Below are 22430 nucleotides of genomic sequence, written 5' to 3' on the forward strand. Positions count from 1 at the left end.
ATAACTAAGAAAAATAAATTATTTTATTTTAAAATAATTTATTTATAATATATTGACATACTATTTTAAAAAATTTAAAATAGTAATTATAAAATGAGGAGGGATAAAAATGGAGTTTGAAAAAGGAAGTATTTCAATTCATACAGAAAATATTTTTCCTATAATTAAAAAATGGTTATATTCTGATAAGGACATATTTATAAGGGAGCTTATCAGTAATGCATGTGATGCAGTAAGTAAACACAAAAGACTTATATCATTAGGAGAAATATCAGAAAATAATCCATCAGATTATAAAATTACTGTATCTGTAAATAAAGGTGAGGGTACACTTAAATTTATTGATAATGGAATAGGTATGACTGAGGAAGAAATAAAAAAATACATAAACCAAGTTGCCTTTTCAGGTGCAGAAGATTTCTTTAATAAATATAAGGATAAAATGGAAGAGTCAAATGACATAATAGGTCATTTTGGGTTAGGATTTTATTCTGCATTTATGGTGTCTAAAAAAGTACAAATAGATACACTTTCATATATGGAAGGAGCAACTCCTGTAAGATGGATATCTGAAGGTGGTACAGAATATGAAATATCTGAATCAGATAGTAGACATGACAGAGGAACTATGATAACACTATTTATTGATGATGATAGTAAGGAATTTTTAGATGAATTTACTGTAAGAGGAATAATAAACAAATACTGTTCTTTCCTACCAGTAGAGATATATTTAGAAGATGTTGAAAGATTACAAAGAGAAGCTAAGGAAGCTGAAGAAAAAGCTAAAAAGCAAAAAGAAGATGGAAAAGAAGAAGAAGTTATAGATGCAAAGGTAATTGAACCATTAAATGATACTAATCCTTTATGGCTTAAATCTCCAAAGGATTGTACTGATGATGAGTATAAAGAGTTTTATAGAAAAGTATTCAATGTATTTGATGAACCTTTGTTTTGGATACATCTAAATGTTGATTATCCTTTCAATTTAAAGGGTATACTTTATTTCCCTAAATTAAAAAATGAATTTGAATTGACAGAAGGAAAAGTAAAATTATATAACAATCAGGTCTTTGTAGCGGACAACATAAAAGAAGTTATACCAGAGTTTTTACTTTTATTAAAAGGTGTAATAGATTGCCCAGATTTACCACTAAATGTATCAAGAAGCTTCTTACAAAATGATAGAGATGTAAGTAAAATTTCTAAACATATAATTAAAAAAGTAGCAGATAAGTTAAAATCTCTTTGTAAAAATCAAAGGGAAGAATACAACAAGTTCTGGGATGATATACAAATATTCATTAAATATGGTTGTTTAAAAGATGAGAGCTTCTATGAAAAAGTGAAAGAATGTATATTATTTAAAACTATTGATGATGAGTATATAACACTTCAAGATTATTTAGAAAAATGTAAAGAAAAACATGAAAATAAAGTATTCTATGTAAGTGATAAAGAGCAACAATCACAATATATAAAATTATTTAAGGAATATGACCTAAATGCTGTGGTATTAAATTCATCAATAGATACTCATTTTATTTCATTTATGGAATACAAAGAAAATGGTGTTAAATTCAACAGAATAGATGCAGACCTTTCTGATGTATTAAAAGACAAAAATGAAAATAAAGATAGTGAAGAAAATAAAGAAGAGATAGCTAAGATAGAAGGGTTATTTAAAGAAGCTGTCGGAGAAAGAGTGAAAAATTATTCTGTAGAGGGATTAAAAAACGAAGAAACTCCAGCTATGATTTTAGTATCTGAACAATCTATTAGAATGGCAGAAATGCAGTCAAGATTTGCTGGAATGGATTTAGGAATGAGCTTTGAGGAAGAAAAGACTCTTGTAATAAATGAAAACAGCCCGATTATCAAAAAATTAGTTTCTCTTAAAGATGATGAAGAAAAGAAAGATAAAGTAGCACTTATATGTAATCAAATAGCTGATTTAGCTTTACTTTCTAATAAAGAATTAAAGCCAGGAGAATTAGATTCATTTGTACAAAGAAGTAATAAACTTATGAATATGTTAATAGAGTTATAGACTTAAAATATAGGAAAATAAAGTTTAAAAAATTTGTATGATACAAAAATGAAAAGAGTTGTCTTAAGATGATTGAAATTATCTTTAGATAACTCTTTTTTATTTTTATAATTTTTAGTTAAGTTTTAATCATTTAACGGTACTTCAGCAAGAAATATATTTGATTAAATAGAGTTAACTTGATATGAAATAAAATAATACATATAATTAAGTAAAAGATTATTTTATAAATTATGTTTCAATACATAATTATACTTTTATTAAAAAATAAAGTTATTACTAAAGTAGAAAAATAGGAGGTTTTAGCATGAATTTTAATTATAGTTTGCCAGTAAATATTTTATTTGGAAGAGGAAGAATTAATGATGTAGGAATAGAAGTATCTAAATATGGTAAAAAAGTATTAATTGTAACTGGGAAAAACAGTACAAAGAAAACAGGGTTACTTGATAAGACAATAGATTTGCTAAAAGGTGCTAAAGTAGAATATGAAGTTTTTGATAGAGTAGAGCAAAATCCTCTTATAACTACTATATATGCAGGCGTAGAAGCTATAAAAGAAACTGGTTGTGATTGTGTTTTAGGTCTTGGTGGTGGAAGTATAATGGATGCAGCTAAAAGTATAGCTTTTTCTTATAAAAATCCAGGTGATTTAAATGATTACATATTTGGAATTAAACAAGGTGAAGAGGCTCTACCCATAGTTTTAGTTCCAACAACATCAGGCACAGGTAGTGAAGGGAATTGTTTTGCAGTGCTTACAAATTCAGATACTAAAGATAAAAAATCTATAAAAAAGAATAGCATGTATGCAAAAGCCTCAATAATTGACCCAGAGCTTATGGTAACAATGCCAAAACATATAATTGCATCCGTTGGATTTGATGCACTTGCTCACAACATAGAAGCATATCTTTCTAATGGAAGAAATCCTCTTGCAGATGTACAGGCTATCTATGGGATTGAACTTATATCAGAAAGCTTAGTAAATGTATACAATAATTCTGATGATTTAGAAGCTTGGGAGAAAATAACACTTGCAAGCACTATTGGTGGGATGACAATTGGTACAGCTGGAACAACTCTTCAACATGGAATGGAGCATCCTGTAAGTGGTCTTAGAGATGTAATGCATGGAAAAGGGCTTGCAGCTTTAACACCAACTATTGTAGAAAGTTCATGGGATAGTGATATTGAAAGGTTTGGAAATATATCAAAAATATTGGGTGGAACTTGTGCAGAAGATTGTTCAGGTGCAGTTAAAAATTTCCTTAAAAAGATAGATTTAGATATAAAGCTAAGTGACTTAGGTATTGTAAAATCAGATATTGATTGGTTAACTGATAACTGTATGAAAATATCTGCTGCAAATATTAAGAGACATCCAAAGACTTTTAATAAGGAACAAATAAGAGAAATATACTATAAATCTTTGTAAATTAAATTTATAAATTAAATTTTAGATAAAAATTGGTTGTGTTAGTTGTTATAAGTAAATAAACTTGTAATTAGTTAATGCAAAAAAATAAATTTATCTCAAATGTTTATTTTACTTTCTGATAAATAAAGAAACTTAAAAAGGGGAAGATTAACTAAGTAATATTTTATAAAAATCTTCATTTTAAAAACTTTAAGTAGAGGTGAAATAAATGTTTAATCCTAAAAGAATAATATTTGAAAAAGGTAGCTTAGATACTGATATTGGGAAAAACATATATGATAAATTTAAGGATAAAAAAGATGTAGAAATAATTAAGATATCATCAAATAGGATTAAGGAACATATCCCAGGAGAAAATCTATATGAACAATATAGAAATGGAAAACAAACCATGGTAGTTGGCACTAGGAAAAGCTTAAAATTTCAAACATGTAAACCTTCTGCCAACTATCAATTACCACTTGTCAGTGGATGTATGGGAAGATGTGAATATTGTTATTTAAACACACAACTAGGTGATAAACCCTTTATAAGGGTGTTTGTAAATATAGATGAGATACTTGAACAAACAAAGAAGTATATTGAAGATAGAAAACCACAAGTAACCATATTTGAAGGAGCAGCTACATCAGACCCTGTTCCAGTAGAGCCATATACCAATTCATTGAAAAAGACAATAGAGTTTTTTGGAAGAGAAGAAAAAGGAAGATTTAGATTTGTTACTAAATACAGTGATGTAGATAGCTTGTTGGATGCTGAGCATAATAACCATACAGAGATAAGATTTAGCATAAATACACCTAGAATTATAGATGGACATGAGCATTATACAGCTTCTGCAAAGAAAAGAATAGAATCAGCTGTAAAGCTTGCAAAAGTTGGATATCAGATTGGATTTATAATAGCTCCTGTGTTTTTATATGAAGGTTGGGAAGAGGAGTATAGAAGTCTGATTAGAAGTATAAAAGAAGCTCTTCCAAAAGATTTTGATAGAAAAATTATATTTGAAGTTATATCTCATAGATATACAACTAAAGCTAAAAATAGAATATTAGAAATTTATCCAGACACATTATTGCCAATGGAAAATGATGATAGAAAGTTTAAATATGGTCAATTTGGATATGGAAAATATGTATATACTAAAGAGCAGTTGGATGATATGAAGGAATTTTTTAGTAAAGAAATAAATACAGTGTTTAAAAACAATTTAATAAAATATATAATATAGCAAATCTTCAAATAAGATTTGCTATATTTTATTTTTACTGCAATACTTTATGTTTACAATAAAATATTGTAATTGTCATATAGCCTATTATTAATATTACAATATTTAACATAGAGTAGAGAACTAATAACCACTTATGATATTACTTAGAAGTGGGAGAATACTTGTCTAAAGACAAGTTAAATAAGTTTAAATAATCTTGTTGGTAAGTATTGTAAAGATTAAAAAAGGCACTGTATATCAAGAAGAATTTTTATGATTTTGATAATATAAATATAGAAGCTTAAGATAACTATAAGGAGGAATTATAATATGCATGCATGGGAATCCATTCAAACTACACTAGACTTGATAGAAGAAAGGTTATCAGAAGAAATATCTATTGATGATTTAGCAAATGCAGCTAATTTATCACCATTTTATTATCAACGATTATTTAAAAGGTTAGTTAATAAGACCGTAATGGAATATATAAAGCTTCGTCGCCTTGCAAAAGCTTCAGAATACTTAGCAGAAAATAAAAATCGTATACTTGATGTAGCTTTAAATTTTGGATTTGATAGCCATGAGACATTTACACGTGCTTTTAAAAAAGCATATGGATTAACTCCAGAGGAATATAGAGCAAATCCAGTAAAACTTAATCAATTTGTTAAGCCAGAATTAATTTTAAATTATGTTATGGTTGATGAAGGTGTGCCACTGATTGCCGATGATATAGTAATTGAAGTAACTCGCAGGAGATTGAGTAACCCAAGGACTTTTATTGGAATAGAAAAAGAAATACCTATTTGCCAGTTGATGGGTGGTGAGACAACTGGCATAGCGATAGCAAAGGAATTATGGATGAAACTTGGAAGTCAAAAACACAATATACCAAATAAAATCCCAGGTGGAAATGAATTTGCTGCTCTTTATATGGGAAGTGCAAAAGAAGGTAATTGTATGTATATGGCAGGTATAGAAGTGGAGCCAGGTACATTGGTGGAAGGATATAGTATTTTTGAGTTACCTGCTAAAGAATATTTAGTGTGTGGATTTGAAGCAGAAAATTTTAATGAGTTAGTTGATTCAGCTGTTTTTAAAGCGGATAAGTTTATGGAAAGATGGATGAAGAATCATAATTTAATAGCCACTGATTTTGCGATTGAAATGTATTATCCTACTACACCTGAAGTGGCATATATGGAACATTGGACTATTCCAGTGTCTATTGAACAATAGAAAGGGTGATGAATATGGATTGGCAAGATATGTTTTTTCAAGATAATAAACCAACACCTGAACAAATCAAAGCGTTTATAAATAGTCCATTATGGGACAATCTAAATAATGCTTTGACTTCAACTTATGATGTAGAGCCTAAGCTTGAATATAGCAAATGTTCAATGCAAAGAGGTTGGAATGTAAAATACAAAAAAAGAGGAAAGTCATTATGTACCTTATATCCTCAAGAAGGTTCCTTCAAAGCTTTAGTCATTGTAAATGAAAGTAATAGAGTTGAGGTTGACTTATTTATTAATACTTGTTGTGATTATATAAAGCAATTGTATAATGAGATAAAATTCTTTAATGGAAGTAAGTGGTTAATGATTCAAATAGATAGTATGTCAGCATTAAATGACACACTTGAGCTTATTAAATTTAGAGTTTAATATATAAAACAGGGTGACTTATATACTCATCCTGTTTTTATATATTAACTTTTAAAAAATATTTAAAATATAATATGGTAGATACACCATTTCAAATTCTTAATTATTTTTCTAAACAATATAGTTTTAATTTTATCATCTATTAATTGTAATATTGAAATTATTTAGTTTTTTATAAAATTATAATTTAAACTAAAAATTTTTGTAAACATACTATAAATGGCTCAATCGATATAAAAGTAATTTAGAACTTGAAAACATTAAATTAGCAGCTTTGATAACTAAGATATATGAAGAAAAGAATGGGGTTTTTGGCTCTTTAAGGATGACTCTGCAGTTAAACCGAGAGTATAAACTTATGTCAATCACAAGAGAGTGTACAGACTAATGAGAGCCGTAGGTCTAAGGTCTGTTTGTAGAAAAAAGAAATTCAGTTATGTTAAATGTATACTAGAAGTAATTGCTGGAAATGTATTAAGTAGAAAATTTAGTGCAGATAAAACCTCTTAAAAATGGTTAACAGATGTAACTGAATTTAAATTAACCAATGGGATGAAGGTCTATTTAAGTGCAATTCTAGATTTAGGCGATAGAAGTATAATTTCATATGTTATTGGAAAATCAAATAACAATAACTTGGTGTTCGAAACTTTTGATAAAGCAATAGAACTATATCCAAATGCAAAACCTATTTTTACATGTTTTAACTGTATAAAACAGTGGGTACAGTTCACGAAAGAGTAGCTTTAGTTTTGAACTAAAAGTTAAGTTCAAAAAGAATAATCAATAATTTCTGGACTCTACTCTACAACAATAAAGTATAGTCCTTCTTGATTTTTATTATACCACAAAATGTAAAATAACGATTAGATTTTGAAGAGCTACTTCTATATCCATATTTAAATTTATGAAGTCCTTTATTAGATTGATTTTTGCCAATTTAACTGTTCTATATAAATTAAACTAAGAAATTATTTTACTTAAAATAAAGTAAGATATGTATTATTTTTATTATACCATAAAACATAAAATGGATATTTTTAGATTGATATAAATATATAATAATCTGTTTTAGATAAGAATGAACTAAAAATTAAATGTAGAAATATTATTTTAAAAACCACTTTTTTACATCTAATGAAAAGTGGTTTTTAAAATGAGTAAATTATTAAAATTTACATAAAAAGTAATTTTATTTTACTTAATACCATAAGGACTATTCTTCTATATATTAAAACAGGTATTTTATCAATATTATGGACAAATATAAAAAGCCTCTATGTCTAGAGATTTATGTATTTATAGACTAGTTAGAACTTTCATCATAGTTATTAGTTTTGTACTCTCTAGTAAATAAGAATGGTAAAAACAATATAGCATCAACTAGAATACTCCATAATAGTGATTCTAATGTAAATATAGACTCAATACTTCCTCCAAGTATAATAGAAACAGTGTTATTTACTAAGTGGATTAATATTGGCGCCCAAAGGTTTTTGGTCTTCATATAGGTATATCCTAAAAATATTCCTATAAAGGTACAATATGCTATCTGAGAAATAACACAATAAAATGGGGTTTCGGGACTGTACAAAGTGACACAAAGAGGCAAATGCCAAATTCCCCATATAAAACCTAAAATTAATACACCAAATTTTTTGCCATAAATCTTTTGTAGTCTAGGTTGAAGAAAGTATCTCCATCCAAATTCTTCTCCAAAAAATAAATTAAAACCAAAACATAAATTTATAATTATATTTATAAATACTGTGACAAATTTATTTACAACATTAATTGATAAACTTTCTTTATCAATAATATTTCTAACTATAATTAATATCAAGAATATTAATAGAATGCCTAAAACTTTTTTGAAATTTTTACTTAAAGATAAATTTAAAACTTCAAATTGAAATTCATTGTAAAGAACAACTGCTAAAAGATAAAAAGATGTTAATGTATCTATTGTTGAAGAAATAATACTACTATGCATTAAAAATGTTTCAGCTATAGATATTACTATTCTCACAATTGTAGTTATAGCAAAAAACTTTAAAAATTTATCCACTGTTGAATCAAACTTGTAATTAGAAACTTTTTTTAGGACAACAATTGCTGAAAATGCAGGAATATACATAAATAATCCAGCGAAGCTTGATATAAGTTCACTGTTATTTGGTTTTGATATTGACAAAAATAAAAATATTGATGTAAAAGCAATCAGTAAAAAATTTATTAATAAGAAATAGTTTATTTCTTTTTTTATTATTTTAATATTATTTGACATATTAATTCCCCTTATCTTAAATTTTAAAATTATATATAATAACAAATTTTATATAGAAATAAATATATATAGCAAATATTGAAAACTAACAAAAATATTTTTATATATTATTAAAGAACTAAAAAAAAGTTTGTAATGATTGTATATTATATGATTAAGTTATTTTTCGACATTCCTTACAATTAAGTCCGCATGTGTTTTTCTCCTGCATATTAATAGCGCCCCAATTAGCAAACTGTCGCAAAATAGGTACAATACTTTTACCTTTATCTGTTAATGTATATTCAACTTTTGGAGGAATTTCATTGTATTGTTTACGATGAACAATACCATCAGACTCTAAATCTTTTAATGATTGAGCTAGCATAGTATTTGTAATTCCATCTAATTTTCTTTTTATACTACTATACCTAATTGGATTATCAACTGCTAACATACATATAATAGGCAATTTCCACTTTCCACCAACAATATCTAATGCGTAACGTATAGGGCAAGTTAATTCTTCAGCATTTTCAGTTATATTATTTTTATTATACAAACTCATTTTAATTCACTCCTCAATTCCAATAGTATCTTTTTTATACTTTATCAGAAAAAACTGCATACTTGTTTTTTTCTTATTTTATATTAAAATTATATCAAAGGATAATCCTTAATACAAGTATTTAAAAGGGGTGTAAAAATTATGAAAGTATTAGAATTTTTGAACAAAGCAGGAGTTTATTATTTAGCAACAGCTGATGAGAACAATCAAGCACATGTGCGTCCTCTAGGATTTGCTATGGAATATGATGGCAAACTTACATTTTGCACATCTAATCAAAAAGATATGTTTAAGCAACTTATTTTTAATCCAAAGGTTGAGCTTTGCTGTATAGACCAAAAACTTAATACTCTACGTATTTTGGGTGAAGCAGTATTCGTTACATCAAAAGAAACACAAGCTAAGGCACTTGAAATAATGCCAAGTTTAGGTCAGATGTACTCTGTAGGAGACGGTAAGTTTGAAATATTTTCTATTGATAAGGCAAAAGTTAGTTGTTGTTCAATGAGTGGTAAAAAGATTGATGTAGAGCTTTAATTATAATAGAATCTACATTCATATTGAAAATGAAGAAAACGCTATTACTGAAATGTCGATAAATTTAACTTAAATTCAATAAAAAAGATTTTTAAATAGTGAATGTATAAAAATATTTAGTTATTAGAGTTGTATTTCAACAATGACATATTGTCTTGAATAATTACATAATAAAAATAAGAACAATTAAAATTTGTTTTCTGATGAAGTAAACTTTCTTAAAAAAAATATTTTAACTATGAGTGACTTTTCTTAAATATGAAGAAAATATGATAATTATAAAAAATTGCTACTTATTATTTGTATATTTTTTCATATAAATAATAAGTAGCATAACTTTATAAATTAATAGTGATAGAATATAAACTAATAGATAAGATATAATTTTAAAAGGAGTGATATAAAATGAGCAAATATAGTTCTTTATGGGAATATGTCAAGAAAAATGGTAATCAATCATTTAAATTAACTTTTGAAGAAATAAAAGATATTGCAGGAATAGAGATAGACCATTCGTTTTTAAAATATAAAAAAGAATTAAATGAATATGGATATCAAGTAGGAAAAATCTCTTTAAAAGAGAAGTCTGTTATTTTTAATAAAATTGATTAATATATTAATAATTACATATAATAAAATAATTTGTATTGACTAACATTAAAATTAAAAATAAAGTAAATCTTATATAAGACTTACTTTATTTTTAGTTGATGCCTTTTTAAGTTTTATACTATAAGGTATATATAAAACTGCACCTATTAAAAATGTTATAATTTCTGTTACTGTCATAGACCATATTAGCCCATCAAGTCCATAAAAATAATTAAGCAATATTACTATAGGTATATACAATCCACCTTGGCTTATAGACATTATACCTGTTTCAATGCCTTTTCCTGATGCTTGATATATTGTCATAAATAAAGATGTAACTCCATTGAATAAGGCAGATACTAACATAGCTACCAATACATACGTTCCTATTTCAATAACTGACGTATCAACTGAGAATGTTTGTATTACTTGGGTTCTAAATATATAAACAACTCCTGAAAATACAACTGCGATTACAAATATGAATAAAGCAGAATACTTTATACTTTCCTTTAAACGAGGTATATTCTTATTAGAAAAATTATATGCTATAAGTGGCATTACACCTAAAACAATACCCATAACAAAGAATTCTGGAATTTGAGCAATTCTAAGTGCTATACCAAAACTAGCAACTATGTTATTTCCATATTGCATAGAGTAGTTATTGGATAATAATGTAGTCACAATTAAGAAAGAGCATTGGATTAATTGGGATACACCAACTTTATATATTTCAACTTGACTGTTTATGCTGATTTTTATGTAATGTAAAAACCCTCTAAGGTTCTCGCTTTTAACATTTAAATACCAAACATAATAAGCACTAGATGCAATGTTAGAAAGTATCATTGATAATGCAGCACCATACACATGCATATTAAGAACTAGTATAAATAAAACATCTAATATGATACTAACTATTACACTTACAAACATACCATACATAGATTCTTTTGATGCACCTTCAGACCTTACAATTTGTTCAAGAGAGAAGTTCAATATAATAGAAAATCCGCCAACAAATAGTGTAATTGCATATTGTTTTGTATATTCAAATGTAGTCATATCGGAACCTAATAATCTAATAATAGGATTCATTAGTAAGTAGCCAATTAGACCTATCAATAGACCTGTTATAATACTTGCATAAAAAGTATATCCAGCAATTTTCTTGGCTTCATCACTATTATTTTGTGCAATTAGCCTAGTTATGAATGTACTACCACCAACGCCAAACATATTTCCAAAAGCCATTAGAATTGTAAATATAGGGAGTCCCAATGTTATTGCACTAAGCATAGCTGTGTCATGAACTAAACCTATAAAGTAGGCATTAATTACATTATAGATAGTTCCAGCTGACATTCCTATCATCATAGGAATAGATAAATAAAGAATAGTTTTTTTTATTGGTTCTTCTTTTAAATATTTAATGTTTGATTTTTCATTTTCCATGTTATCCTCCTAAATAATATGATTTATAATGATAAGGCACCTTATGAAATATATTATACAGGTACCTTAATAATTTTGCAACATATTTATTAAGGTACCTGTATATTTATTTTATATTTAGACAACATATGGATTTAAAAATGAGGTTTTTGAAAATAGGAGTTATTTTAATGAATATGGAATGTAGGGTATTAAAGAGATGTATAAGACTTTAAAATAAATAAAAGAGTAAAGTGATAAGATAATAAATATCTAACCATTTACTCTTTTTGTTTTATTTATTTATTTAACTCTTTTTATTTTGAGTTTTAGAAGTGAATAAAATATACAATAACTATGGTTTCTTTTATATTTTATGACTACAATACATTTTATTCAAAGTAAAATAAATCTTCAAATTTTTTATCTAGAGCTATACATAAAATAAGTGCTAATTTTGCTGTTGGATTAAACTGACCTGTTTCTATTGAACTAATAGTGTTTCTTGACACGCCGACCATTTCAGCTAGCTGACTTTGAGATAATTTTTTCTCTGTTCTTGCTATTTTTAAGTGATTTTTTAATATTAATTCTTCATTCATATTGCTTACCTTAATGATGATAAAACAAAATTAGTTAATGAGAATATAGTTGTAATTAAGAAACCAATAGCCAAAATTAAATTCTTTTTTTCATGTGTGAATTGGTATTTTGCTATATTTTCAGCAAGACCAAATGTCCAAAATAAAGCAGATACTGCATCACTCTTTTGTCCAATAAAGGCGTTAAATATTACAATGAAAGCGAAGACACATATGAAAATTGAATATCCTATTTTTCTGCCTTTATTTTCAATATACTCTAAGCCTTCATCTTTAGTGGATTGACGACTCTTACTTAAAATTTCTTCTTTATTCATGTAAGATACCTCCTATTTGGATGCCAAGTTTACTTGGTACTTTTATTATACTTATGACAAGTTTACTTGTCAAGAACTTTGACAATAAAACTTGAAATGAGTATAATAAAAATCAATAAAAAAAGACAAACTTAATTAAATTAAAAATGTCTTTTTTATTGAAATACTATAATAATATTCTATTGAACTAATAACCAAATTTAAACTTAGAATCTAACATACAGTTTTTATTATCTTAGCAGGGATACCTGCAACCACAGTATTTGGAGGTACATCATTTGTGACTACTGCTCCTGCAGAAACAACAGTATTTTCACTTACTGTAATATCTGGCATAATCATTGCTCCTGCACTTAATCAAGCATTCCTCTTTATAACTATGGGTGTAGATACAGTGGAATGTCTTTCTGAGGGCTCTAAAGGAGGGTTTATTGTTATAAGATTTACCTTAAGGTCCAATCAGTACATCATCTGCAATCGTAATTCCACTTCTATCCATGAATGTACAAGCATGGTTAATAAATACATCCTTTCCAACTCTTATATTTTCTCCAAAATCTGTATAAAATGGTGGTATTAAATATAGGCTTTCATCAACATTAACACCTGTAAGTTTAGAAAACAATTCCCTTATTTCCTTTTTAGTATGATATGATTTATAAACTGTACAATATCTCTACATAAAACTCATTATGTTTTACTCAATTCTTAAATAGAGTATACTACTTGGAGTTAACTACAATACAAGCCTTTTTTATTATTTAAGAATAAATAATTAATTTTTATTAAAAAATCTATAATTAAATATTAATACTAGTATTGTTCATATAGAATGATTCATCATGTATGTAAACTAAAGTTTACATATTTCAAACTTTGCTTTGTAGAATCATTGAGTTTAATACTTTATAATTGAAATATAATTATTTTTACCTTGAAAGGAGTTTAATATATGAATTTAGAAGACAAGATTACAAAACTAAGAAAGAAATATAATTATTCTCAAGAATTGTTGGCTGAAAGACTAAATGTATCTAGACAAACTATTAGCAAGTGGGAATTAGGGCAAGCTAAGCCAGACTTAGAAAATATAAAAAATATATCAAAGCTGTTTAATATTACTTATGATTACTTAATCGATGAAAGTAATTTATGTTCTAAAGATGTAACTGATAATATTAGTAAGGATGTTGACTGGACAAAAGCATGGAGCTCTAAGTATCCTATTTTAGAAACATATGTTGACATAGAAGGGATAGAAAAGTATCAAATAGCTATTGAAGAATTATATTCAAGATTTGAAAAGGAATACAGGATGAGCAATGAGAATAATGTACTTATATTAAAAGATATTTTATACAAGACGTTTAAAAAACATGATAAATAAAAAATTATATAAATTGAATTTAAAAATATATTTAAGCAGGTATCTAAGATACCTGCTTATTTGTTTCTCTATGGTTGATTTTTTCATCAAAAGTCAACTTCAAATCGCTTGTTAGGTTTATGTATTTAAGGATATAATTATACAAAGGAGGCGTTGATATGAATGAATTAAACATTGCAAAAACACTAATTTTAAAGCGTAAAGAAAAAGGAATTACACAAGATGAACTTGCAAATTATATAGGTATCTCTAAAGCTTCTGTGTCTAAATGGGAAACTGGGCAAAGTTATCCTGATATCACTTTTTTACCACAACTCGCGACATATTTCAACATTACAGTTGATGAATTAATTTGCTACGAACCACAAATGATTAAGGAAGATATTAATAAACTATATCAGCGATTGTGTAAAGATTTTACTGTTAAACCATTTGATGAAGTTATGGATGAAATAAGAGAAACCATAAAAAAATATTATTCATGCTTTCCTTTGATTTATCAGATGGGTATTTTGATAATTAATCATTATGACCTTGTAGATGAAGAAAAACGTGAACTATTAATTAGTGAAGCATTAGAAATTTTTATTCGAATACGAGAAACAAGTGATGATATAGAAATTTGTCGTCAGTCAAAAGGTATGGAGGCAACTTGTTATATCTTGTTAAATCAACCTATAGAAGTTATTGATTTATTTCAAGATAGCAATTTTCCCATGGTAAATGAAAGCATACTTCTTGCACAGGGACAAATGATGAATGGTCAAACTAATGAAGCTAATGAAACGTTACAGATTGGAGCATATCAGAATCTTACATTATTAGTTCAAGATTTAGTGGGACTTCTGCAAAACTCAGATAAATCACAAATTGAAGAAATAGAAAGACGTATTTTAATAATTTCAGATACATTTGACCTTAATGAATTATCTCCTGGTGTTATGTTTTCTGTATATTTGACTCAGATACAAATGAATTTAATACATGGAAATACTAAAGGAGCTATTAAGTCGTTACAAAGATATGTAGATTTGGCAATAAGTGATATATATCCAATTATGCTACATAGTGATGACTTTTTTAATCATATTGATTGCTGGATTTCTGAGATTGGAACAGGTATCACACGTGATGATACAATTGTAAAGGCAGGTATTGTTGCTGCTATTAAGAATAATCCTATGTTCTCTGTATTAAATGAGAACAAGGAATACAGATTTCTTATAGAAAAATTATCTTTATTGGAGGAATAAGATTATGGAAAATTTAATGGAATATCTACCACTTTTACTTCCTGTTATTATTTTAAATTTAATACTTGTAATTACTGCACTTATTCATATAATAAAACATCCAAATTATAAAATTGGTAATAAGGCAATATGGATTATTTTAGTGCTATTTATAAGTATAATAGGTCCAATTTTATATTTCACTATAGGAAGAGGTGATGAATGATGAATATTGTTTCAATAAATGGGTTATCAAAAAGTTTTGGTAATCGAAAGATAATAGATAAGCTAAATCTTACTGTACCAGAAGGGTCAGTATTTGGATTTGTAGGTAAGAATGGTGCAGGCAAGACTACAACAATGAAAATGGTGCTTGGGTTACTTGAAGCAGATAGTGGAACTATAAATGTTTTTGGTGAGAAGGTGACTTATGGAAGAACAAGTTCTAATCGCCATGTAGGTTATCTACCTGATGTTCCAGAGTTTTATAACTATATGAGACCACTTGAATATCTTTCTCTTTGTGGAGAAATCACAGGGCTTTCAAAACAAGAAATAAAGTTAAGAAGTGAAGAGTTGTTGACACTTGTGGGACTTGGAAATGAAAAGAAACGAATAGGTGGATTTTCTCGTGGAATGAAGCAACGTCTTGGGATAGCTCAAGCATTGCTTTCACGTCCTAAATTACTTATTTGTGATGAACCAACAAGTGCACTTGACCCTGTTGGTAGAAAAGAAATATTAGATATTATGGTTAAAATCAAAGACTCAACAACCGTAATATTTTCAACACATATACTGTCAGATGTTGAAAGAATTTGTGACCATGTTGCTATATTAAATAATGGAAGCATCGCTCTGAGTGGTACACTTTCAGAAATAAAAAGTATGCACGGAAAAGATAGACTTTTATTGGAGTTTTCAAGTAATGATGAAATACAAGCATTTAAGTCTAGTAGTAGTATTAAATCCTTACTTAAAGATTCAGAAGAGACTAATATGGAAATTATTTTCCATGGTAAAGATATAAAATCAATACAACAAACAGTTATATCTACACTTGCAGAAATGAATCTTTGTCCAAGAAAGATGGAATTAATAGAATTGTCACTTGAAAATTTATTTTTGGAGGTAGTAAAGTGAGAGAATACATAGCATTTACAAAAAAAGAATTTGTAGAGAACGTAAGAAATTATAAATTATTTAGTCTAATTATTTTATTTTTGATATTTGGAATAATGAGTCCTCTTTCTGCTAAATTTATGCCAGACTTGATTGCTCATTTTGCCCCAACTTTAAAAGTTACTGCTCTACCAACTGCTTTAGATTCTTGGACACAGTTTTCTGGCAATATTTCTGGTCTTGGAATGAGTTTAACTCTAATTATTTTTTGTAATATTTTATCAAACGAATATTCTAAAGGGACACTTGTCATTATGTTGACTAAAGGATTGTCACGTTCGTCTGTAGTATTGTCTAAATTTTCTATTGCAGTAATTATTATGACCATTGGTTTCTGGTTGAGCTTTTTATGTACTTATGGTTATACAATGTATTTTTGGCCAACTGCAAATCTTAATCATGTTGTATTTTCAGCATTTAACTTATGGATAATTGGTATTATGTATATTACTATATTAATTCTTGGATGTGTACTATTTAGACCAGCATTTGCAAGTGTATTACTTGTATTAGTAGTAACTCTTGTTTTGAGTTTAATTTCTATTCCTGAACAGATTGCACCTTATACACCTAATTTCATAGTATCAAAAAATATAGATTTGATTTCAGGTAAAGTGACAGCTCCAGAATTTATTATTCCAATCATTGTAACAATTATTATTTCAATAGTGTGTCTGTTATCAGCTGTTATTTTATTTAATAAAAAACCAGTTTAATGATATCTTTATTATAATTGTAAATATCACTGTATTGTGTAAAAATATGCTTAGTAATATATAAGAATATATCTAAGTAAAAAAGACTTGAACTTAAGTTTCAAGTCTTTTTTTTGTTTTAGTCGTACTCATTATATTTTATAATAATTAAATTATTACCTTAAGGAACTGTTTAAAAATAAAAAAGGAGATAGATTATAATATAGTGATTATAGGTTATTTAAGATATGCTATAGTATATAGAGCCTAAACTAGTAAAGAATTAAAAAAATGTAGTAAGGAGTTAAAATAATATTGTTTTTATTAAATAAAGATAAGAATCTTTAATTGTGGTAAAATATACTAAAAAATTACTTTAAAAGTGATAAAATTAATTCAAGTAAATATTTTAAAGGGGTGTAGATATGGAAAAGTCAAAAGTATATTTTTGTGACTTATACTCAAATTCGCAAAATAAAAATGTGCCAAACAATGTAAGAAGATTATTTGATACAGCAGGATTCAAAGATTTAATAGAAAAGAATGACCAAGTAGCAATCAAACTTCACTTTGGAGAAAAAGGAAATACTACATATATGAGTCCTGTAGCAGTTAGACAAGTGGTTGATAAGATTAAAGATTGTGAAGGAAAGCCATTTTTAACAGATACAAATACATTATATACAGGGAGTAGAACAAATTCTGTAGACCATCTTACAACAGCTATAGAAAATGGTTTTGCCTATGCAGTGGTAAATGCACCAGTAATAATTGCAGATGGATTGTACAGTAGAAATTATGAAAATGTACAAATAGATAAAAAACATTTTGAAAGTGTGAAAATAGGTGGCGAAATTTATAATTCTTCTGCAATGATAGTAATGAGTCATTTTAAAGGTCATGAAGCAGCAGGTTTTGGAGGAGCATTAAAAAATTTAGCTATGGGGTGTGCAAGTGCAGCAGGAAAGCAAATGCAACATTCTGATGTTACACCAGTAGTAAAAGAGAAGAAGTGTGTAGGATGTGGAAAATGTGTTAATTCTTGTCCTACAAAAGCTATAAGTATAGTAGATAAGAAGGCGATTATAGATTCTGATGTGTGTTATGGATGTGGAGAATGTCCAACTGTCTGTCCAACTAGAGCAGTAACTATACAATGGGAAAGTGACTCAGATGTATTTGTTGAAAAGATGGCAGAATACGCTTATGGAGCAGTATCAAACAAAAAAGATAAGGTAGGATATATAACTTTTGTTATGAATGTGACTCCACTTTGTGATTGTGTGCCTTGGTCAGGTAGACCGATTGCACATGATATAGGAATATTAGCATCAACAGACCCAGTAGCAATTGAACAAGCATGCTATGATTTGGTTTGTAAGGAAATGGGTCATGATGTGTTTAAACATGAGCATCCTCATGTAAATGGAACTAGAATAATAGACTATGCGTGTGAAATGGGAATGGGAAATAAAGAATATGAATTAATAAAATTATAAGAATAGTAGGACTTAAATGCATATAATTATTGTAAGAGAAATTTAAAAGTATCAAAGGAGTATGCATTTATGAAAATTTACTATGAGAAAGAAAATAGCAAGAAAGCTAATGTAAACAATATTCCAAGTGTATTTGCATTTAATTTTCTAAGAAACTTTTTAACTAGCAAAGAGTATGAGGAAACTAGAAAAGAATATTTTATAAATAATCTAACAAAAAGTCAGGTTAATCAAGCTATGAAGGATTTAAAATGGCTATTTAGAGAGTATGAAGGATTAGAGGTTGTTACAATGGAAAGCTTGGATGGAGTTAAGACAAGAATAGTTTTATAAATTAATAAGAATGATTCTTTAATAAAAAATACTGTTTTAATAATGATACGTATAAGATATTATACAAATACTATTTTAGAACAGTATTTTTTTTTATAATAGTAAACCTATATATAAAATAAAGTTGACCAATAAATGTTGTCTATGTAATACTATATATAATAAGTAAACTATATAAAAAATATAAGTTGACAAATAGGAGGATATATGGAAAAATACATAGTCAAATTAAAAAATAAAATATTGAGTGGAAAAGAAATAAATTATGAAGAAGCTCTTAATTTAATAAGTATTGATACTAATAACAAAAACAATTTTGATATCTTATTAAAATCTGCAAATGAAATAAGAGAATATTTTATGGGAAGAAAAGTAGATTTATGTACAATAATGAATGCTAAGTCTGGCAAATGTAGTGAAGACTGTAAATTTTGTGCACAATCATCTCATTATAAAACTGGGATAGAAGAATATTCATTACTAGATTATAATGAGATTTTAAAGAGAGCCAAAGAAATGGAAAGTAAAGGAGTACATAGATTCTCTTTAGTTACAAGTGGTAAAGGTATAACAGGAAAAGAGTTTAATGATATTTTAAATATCTATGAAGGATTAAGAGAAAATACTAATTTAAAATTATGTGCATCTCTAGGAATTATAGATTATGAGCAAGCTAAAAAGCTAAAACTAGTAGGTGTGACTACATATCATCATAATGTCGAGACATCTAAAGATAATTTTGATAATATATGTACAACACATACTTATCAAGACAGAATAAGAACAATTAAAGAAGCTAAAAGGGCTGGATTAGATGTATGTGTAGGTGGAATCATTGGGATGAATGAAAGTAAAGAACAAAGACTACAAATGGCTTTTGAAATACGAGAATTAAATACCAAATCAATTCCAATAAATATTTTAAACCCTATTAAGAATACTCCTATGGAAAATTATGATGTATTAGAGCCTATGGAAATATTAAAAACAACAGCAGTATTTAGATTTATAATTCCTAATGTATACATAAGATATGCTGGTGGAAGGCTATCTTTAAAAGGGTATGACAAAATTGGATTTAATGGTGGTGTAAATTCTGCAATTGTAGGTGATTATTTAACAACTGTAGGAAATGGAATTGAAAATGATAAAAAAATGATTATAGGACAAGGACTTGAACTTTAATAAAGATTACTTAAATTAATTAATGTACTTTTAAATAATTATAAAAGTATATTAATTTTTTTTTGTATATTAATATAAATATTAAATTTGAATTTATAAATTGCAATATTATGAAAAATAAGAAAAATATCAAAATTTGTATAAAGTAGTTGCAAAGCGAAAAAAGATATGATAGTATCTAGGTAACCGGTTAAGTAAAACGGTTTCCTAAATTGTGGGGGTGAACTTCTTGAGTATAACTATAAAAGAGATTGGCGAATTGGCTGGTGTTTCCAAAACAACTGTATCAAAAGTCATTAATAATAAAGATGAAAATATAAGTCAAGCAACAAGAGAAAAGATTTTAAAAATAATGAAGGAAAAAAATTATGTTCCAAATAAATTAGCACAAAGTTTAGTAACTAAAAGAACAAATACAATAGGACTTCTTATACCAGATATACGAAATCCATTTTTCACAGATGTATCAAGAGGTGTGGAAGATAAAGCTAATGAGGAAGGTTATAATATAATTTTATGTAATACAGATGAAGATGCCAAAAAGGAATATGAAGGGATAAGAACATTATCAGAAAGAATGATAGATGGAATTATATTTGCAGCATCATCAAATACAAACTGGAAAGAGGCAAATTACAAAGATATAAAAATACCAACAGTATTAATCGATAAGAAAATAAGTATGAATAAAGAAACCTTAAAAGGCATAGTTAAAATAAATAACTTTGAGGGTGCATATATAGCTACAAAACATTTATTAGATATTGGAAATAAGAAAATAATATACTTGAGTGGTCCACTTCAAAATGAAATAGCAATAGATAGATTAGAAGGATATAAAAAAGCTTTAACTGAGTGTAATTTAGATTACAATTCTAATTATGTATTTGAAGGAAAATATAAGATTGAATGGGGCCAAGAATTTATAAAAAAATTAGAAGTGATAGATTTTAATGCGATATTTTGTGCAAATGATTTAATTGCAATAGGTGTTATCAGAGGTCTTCAAGAAAGAGGATTAAATATACCAAACGATGTAAGCGTTGTGGGATTTGATGATATTCAAACTTCTAGTTTAATAAGTCCTCCACTTACAACAGTACGACAACCATCTTATGATATAGGATATAAAGCCAGTGAAATATTAATAAATTGTTTAAGAGGAGATAAGAAAGAATCCTTTGATGAATTAATTTTTAAGGCAGAACTAGTGATAAGAGCTTCAACTAAAGAAAGTAATTAACAGCATGAAAAGCATAAATAGATATGTAAAGGAGTAACGTAATGGGAAACATAGTTGTCATAGGAAGTGTAAATATGGACATGGTATGTTCTGTAGATAAAAGACCAGAAAAAGGAGAAACAATACTAGGTAATAGCTTTTTTACATCACCTGGGGGAAAAGGTGCTAACCAAGCAGTTTCAGCATCTAAGTTAGGTGCAAATGTAAAAATGATATCTTGTGTAGGGGAAGATAGCTTAGGCGAAGAATTGATACGAAATTTTAAAGAGAATAAAGTTGATTATAATTTGATAGCTAGAAATAATCAAAAAAGTTCTGGTGTTGCTGTCATAACACTATGTGAAAATGATAATAGTATTGTTGTTGTGCCAGGAACAAATGAACTAGTAGATATAAACTTAATTAAAAAGAATGAAGAAGAGATAAAGAATGCAGATATAGTATTACTACAGTTAGAGATTCCACTAGAAACAATAAAATATGTAGTAAATTTCTGTTTTGAAAATAATATAAAGGTTTTATTAAATCCAGCACCAGCAATAAGATTAGATGAAGATATAATAGAAAAAGTAACCTATTTAACACCAAATGAACATGAATATAAGATAGTTTTTGACACAGAGGAAAGTATAGAAGAAGTATTAAAAAAACATCCAAATAAACTTGTAGTAACAGAAGGAAAAAATGGAGCTAGATTTTATGATGGTAAAGAAGTAAAACATGTGTCTTGTATAAATGTTGATGTTCAAGATACTACAGGGGCAGGTGATACTTTTAATGGAGCATTGTCAGTAGCTATAACAGAAGGCAAAGACTTATATACAGCAGTAGGGTATGCTGTAGTAGTGTCAGGACTATCTGTAACAAAATTAGGTGCTCAATCTGGAATGCCTTATAGGGAAGATGTTGAAAAATATTTAGATATTAATAAATAAAAATTAAAATTGTTCAAATCTAAAACTATTAAAAATGGAGG

24 protein-coding genes and 1 pseudogene are annotated in these 22430 nt (G+C 27.3%); 18 read left to right on the forward strand and 7 right to left on the reverse strand.

Going from position 1 to position 22430, the window contains the following annotated elements:
• Positions 1 to 109 precede the first annotated feature (109 nt).
• From htpG to IR151_RS20225, 6 genes and pseudogenes are all read left to right on the forward strand, one after another.
• Positions 110 to 2050: a molecular chaperone HtpG gene (gene htpG / locus IR151_RS11675; RefSeq protein ID WP_227434693.1), complete on the forward strand. Its 1941-nt coding sequence runs from the start codon at positions 110 to 112 to the stop codon at positions 2048 to 2050.
• Between the two features lie 307 nt (positions 2051 to 2357).
• Positions 2358 to 3488 carry an iron-containing alcohol dehydrogenase gene (locus IR151_RS11680; RefSeq protein WP_227434694.1) on the forward strand — a complete coding sequence of 377 codons (1131 nt, stop codon included), beginning with the start codon at positions 2358 to 2360 and terminating at the stop codon, positions 3486 to 3488.
• Between the two features lie 211 nt (positions 3489 to 3699).
• The gene (gene splB / locus IR151_RS11685; protein ID WP_227434695.1) at positions 3700 to 4722 is read left to right on the forward strand and encodes a spore photoproduct lyase; all 1023 of its coding nucleotides are present in this window, start codon (positions 3700 to 3702) and stop codon (positions 4720 to 4722) included.
• Between the two features lie 312 nt (positions 4723 to 5034).
• A complete protein-coding gene (locus IR151_RS11690) occupies positions 5035 to 5946 on the forward strand; it encodes an AraC family transcriptional regulator (RefSeq protein ID WP_227434696.1) in 912 nt (303 codons plus the stop codon).
• A gap of 14 nt (positions 5947 to 5960) precedes the next feature.
• Complete coding sequence (locus tag IR151_RS11695; protein ID WP_227434697.1) at positions 5961 to 6377, forward strand: DUF3788 domain-containing protein; 417 nt, start codon at positions 5961 to 5963, stop codon at positions 6375 to 6377.
• A 366-nt stretch (positions 6378 to 6743) separates the two neighbouring features.
• Positions 6744 to 6887 (forward strand): annotated as a pseudogene (locus IR151_RS20225) (hypothetical protein); the annotation flags it as partial.
• 796 nt (positions 6888 to 7683) lie between these two features.
• Here IR151_RS20225 and IR151_RS11705 read toward each other — a convergent pair.
• Entirely contained in the window at positions 7684 to 8664 is a 981-nt protein-coding gene (locus IR151_RS11705; RefSeq protein WP_227434698.1) for a CPBP family intramembrane glutamic endopeptidase, read from the reverse strand.
• A gap of 154 nt (positions 8665 to 8818) precedes the next feature.
• Positions 8819 to 9211: a winged helix-turn-helix transcriptional regulator gene (locus IR151_RS11710; RefSeq protein WP_227434699.1), complete on the reverse strand. Its 393-nt coding sequence runs from the start codon at positions 9209 to 9211 to the stop codon at positions 8819 to 8821.
• A gap of 141 nt (positions 9212 to 9352) precedes the next feature.
• Between IR151_RS11710 and IR151_RS11715 the strand changes: the two genes are divergently transcribed.
• Entirely contained in the window at positions 9353 to 9748 is a 396-nt protein-coding gene (locus IR151_RS11715) for a pyridoxamine 5'-phosphate oxidase family protein (protein ID WP_227434700.1), read from the forward strand.
• 405 nt (positions 9749 to 10153) lie between these two features.
• Positions 10154 to 10360, forward strand: a complete 207-nt coding sequence (locus IR151_RS11720) for a hypothetical protein (RefSeq protein WP_227434701.1) — start codon at positions 10154 to 10156, stop codon at positions 10358 to 10360.
• A gap of 69 nt (positions 10361 to 10429) precedes the next feature.
• On the opposite strand, the gene IR151_RS11725 is transcribed toward IR151_RS11720, so the two are convergent.
• The 5 genes from IR151_RS11725 to IR151_RS11740 form a co-directional block, all read right to left on the reverse strand.
• Positions 10430 to 11800 carry an MATE family efflux transporter gene (locus tag IR151_RS11725; RefSeq protein ID WP_227434702.1) on the reverse strand — a complete coding sequence of 457 codons (1371 nt, stop codon included), beginning with the start codon at positions 11798 to 11800 and terminating at the stop codon, positions 10430 to 10432.
• Between the two features lie 371 nt (positions 11801 to 12171).
• Positions 12172 to 12381 carry a helix-turn-helix transcriptional regulator gene (locus IR151_RS11730; protein WP_021382875.1) on the reverse strand — a complete coding sequence of 70 codons (210 nt, stop codon included), beginning with the start codon at positions 12379 to 12381 and terminating at the stop codon, positions 12172 to 12174.
• A gap of 5 nt (positions 12382 to 12386) precedes the next feature.
• Positions 12387 to 12698, reverse strand: a complete 312-nt coding sequence (locus IR151_RS11735; RefSeq protein WP_227434703.1) for a DUF6442 family protein — start codon at positions 12696 to 12698, stop codon at positions 12387 to 12389.
• A gap of 213 nt (positions 12699 to 12911) precedes the next feature.
• A complete protein-coding gene (locus IR151_RS20230) occupies positions 12912 to 13034 on the reverse strand; it encodes a hypothetical protein (RefSeq protein WP_255613004.1) in 123 nt (40 codons plus the stop codon).
• A gap of 112 nt (positions 13035 to 13146) precedes the next feature.
• A complete protein-coding gene (locus IR151_RS11740) occupies positions 13147 to 13323 on the reverse strand; it encodes a hypothetical protein (protein WP_227434704.1) in 177 nt (58 codons plus the stop codon).
• A 327-nt stretch (positions 13324 to 13650) separates the two neighbouring features.
• On the opposite strand from IR151_RS11740, the gene IR151_RS11745 reads away from it, so the two are divergent.
• The 10 genes from IR151_RS11745 (at position 13651) to rbsK (ending at position 22389) form a co-directional block, all read left to right on the forward strand.
• A complete protein-coding gene (locus tag IR151_RS11745; RefSeq protein WP_227434705.1) occupies positions 13651 to 14085 on the forward strand; it encodes a helix-turn-helix domain-containing protein in 435 nt (144 codons plus the stop codon).
• Positions 14086 to 14243: 158 nt separating this feature from the next.
• Positions 14244 to 15338 (forward strand): helix-turn-helix domain-containing protein, encoded by a 1095-nt coding sequence (locus IR151_RS11750; protein ID WP_227434706.1) that lies wholly within the window; start codon positions 14244 to 14246, stop codon positions 15336 to 15338.
• Between the two features lie 4 nt (positions 15339 to 15342).
• Entirely contained in the window at positions 15343 to 15543 is a 201-nt protein-coding gene (locus IR151_RS11755; RefSeq protein WP_227434707.1) for a PLD nuclease N-terminal domain-containing protein, read from the forward strand.
• Positions 15540 to 16460, forward strand: a complete 921-nt coding sequence (locus IR151_RS11760) for an ATP-binding cassette domain-containing protein (protein ID WP_413927359.1) — start codon at positions 15540 to 15542, stop codon at positions 16458 to 16460. The genes IR151_RS11755 and IR151_RS11760 overlap by 4 nt, the downstream gene beginning before the upstream one ends.
• Positions 16457 to 17215 carry an ABC transporter permease gene (locus tag IR151_RS11765; RefSeq protein ID WP_227434709.1) on the forward strand — a complete coding sequence of 253 codons (759 nt, stop codon included), beginning with the start codon at positions 16457 to 16459 and terminating at the stop codon, positions 17213 to 17215. The genes IR151_RS11760 and IR151_RS11765 overlap by 4 nt, the downstream gene beginning before the upstream one ends.
• Positions 17216 to 17619: 404 nt before the next feature.
• The gene (locus tag IR151_RS11770; protein ID WP_227434710.1) at positions 17620 to 18693 is read left to right on the forward strand and encodes a DUF362 domain-containing protein; all 1074 of its coding nucleotides are present in this window, start codon (positions 17620 to 17622) and stop codon (positions 18691 to 18693) included.
• Between the two features lie 69 nt (positions 18694 to 18762).
• Positions 18763 to 19026 (forward strand): hypothetical protein, encoded by a 264-nt coding sequence (locus tag IR151_RS11775; protein ID WP_021382847.1) that lies wholly within the window; start codon positions 18763 to 18765, stop codon positions 19024 to 19026.
• 207 nt (positions 19027 to 19233) lie between these two features.
• Entirely contained in the window at positions 19234 to 20211 is a 978-nt protein-coding gene (gene bioB / locus IR151_RS11780; RefSeq protein WP_227434711.1) for a biotin synthase BioB, read from the forward strand.
• A gap of 220 nt (positions 20212 to 20431) precedes the next feature.
• Positions 20432 to 21454 (forward strand): LacI family DNA-binding transcriptional regulator, encoded by a 1023-nt coding sequence (locus tag IR151_RS11785; RefSeq protein WP_227434712.1) that lies wholly within the window; start codon positions 20432 to 20434, stop codon positions 21452 to 21454.
• Between the two features lie 41 nt (positions 21455 to 21495).
• The gene (gene rbsK / locus IR151_RS11790) at positions 21496 to 22389 is read left to right on the forward strand and encodes a ribokinase (protein WP_227434713.1); all 894 of its coding nucleotides are present in this window, start codon (positions 21496 to 21498) and stop codon (positions 22387 to 22389) included.
• The last annotated feature ends 41 nt before the right edge of the window (positions 22390 to 22430 follow it).

It is taken from the genome of Clostridioides sp. ES-S-0006-03, assembly GCF_020662275.1.
Taxonomy (GTDB): Bacteria; Bacillota; Clostridia; order Peptostreptococcales; family Peptostreptococcaceae; genus Clostridioides.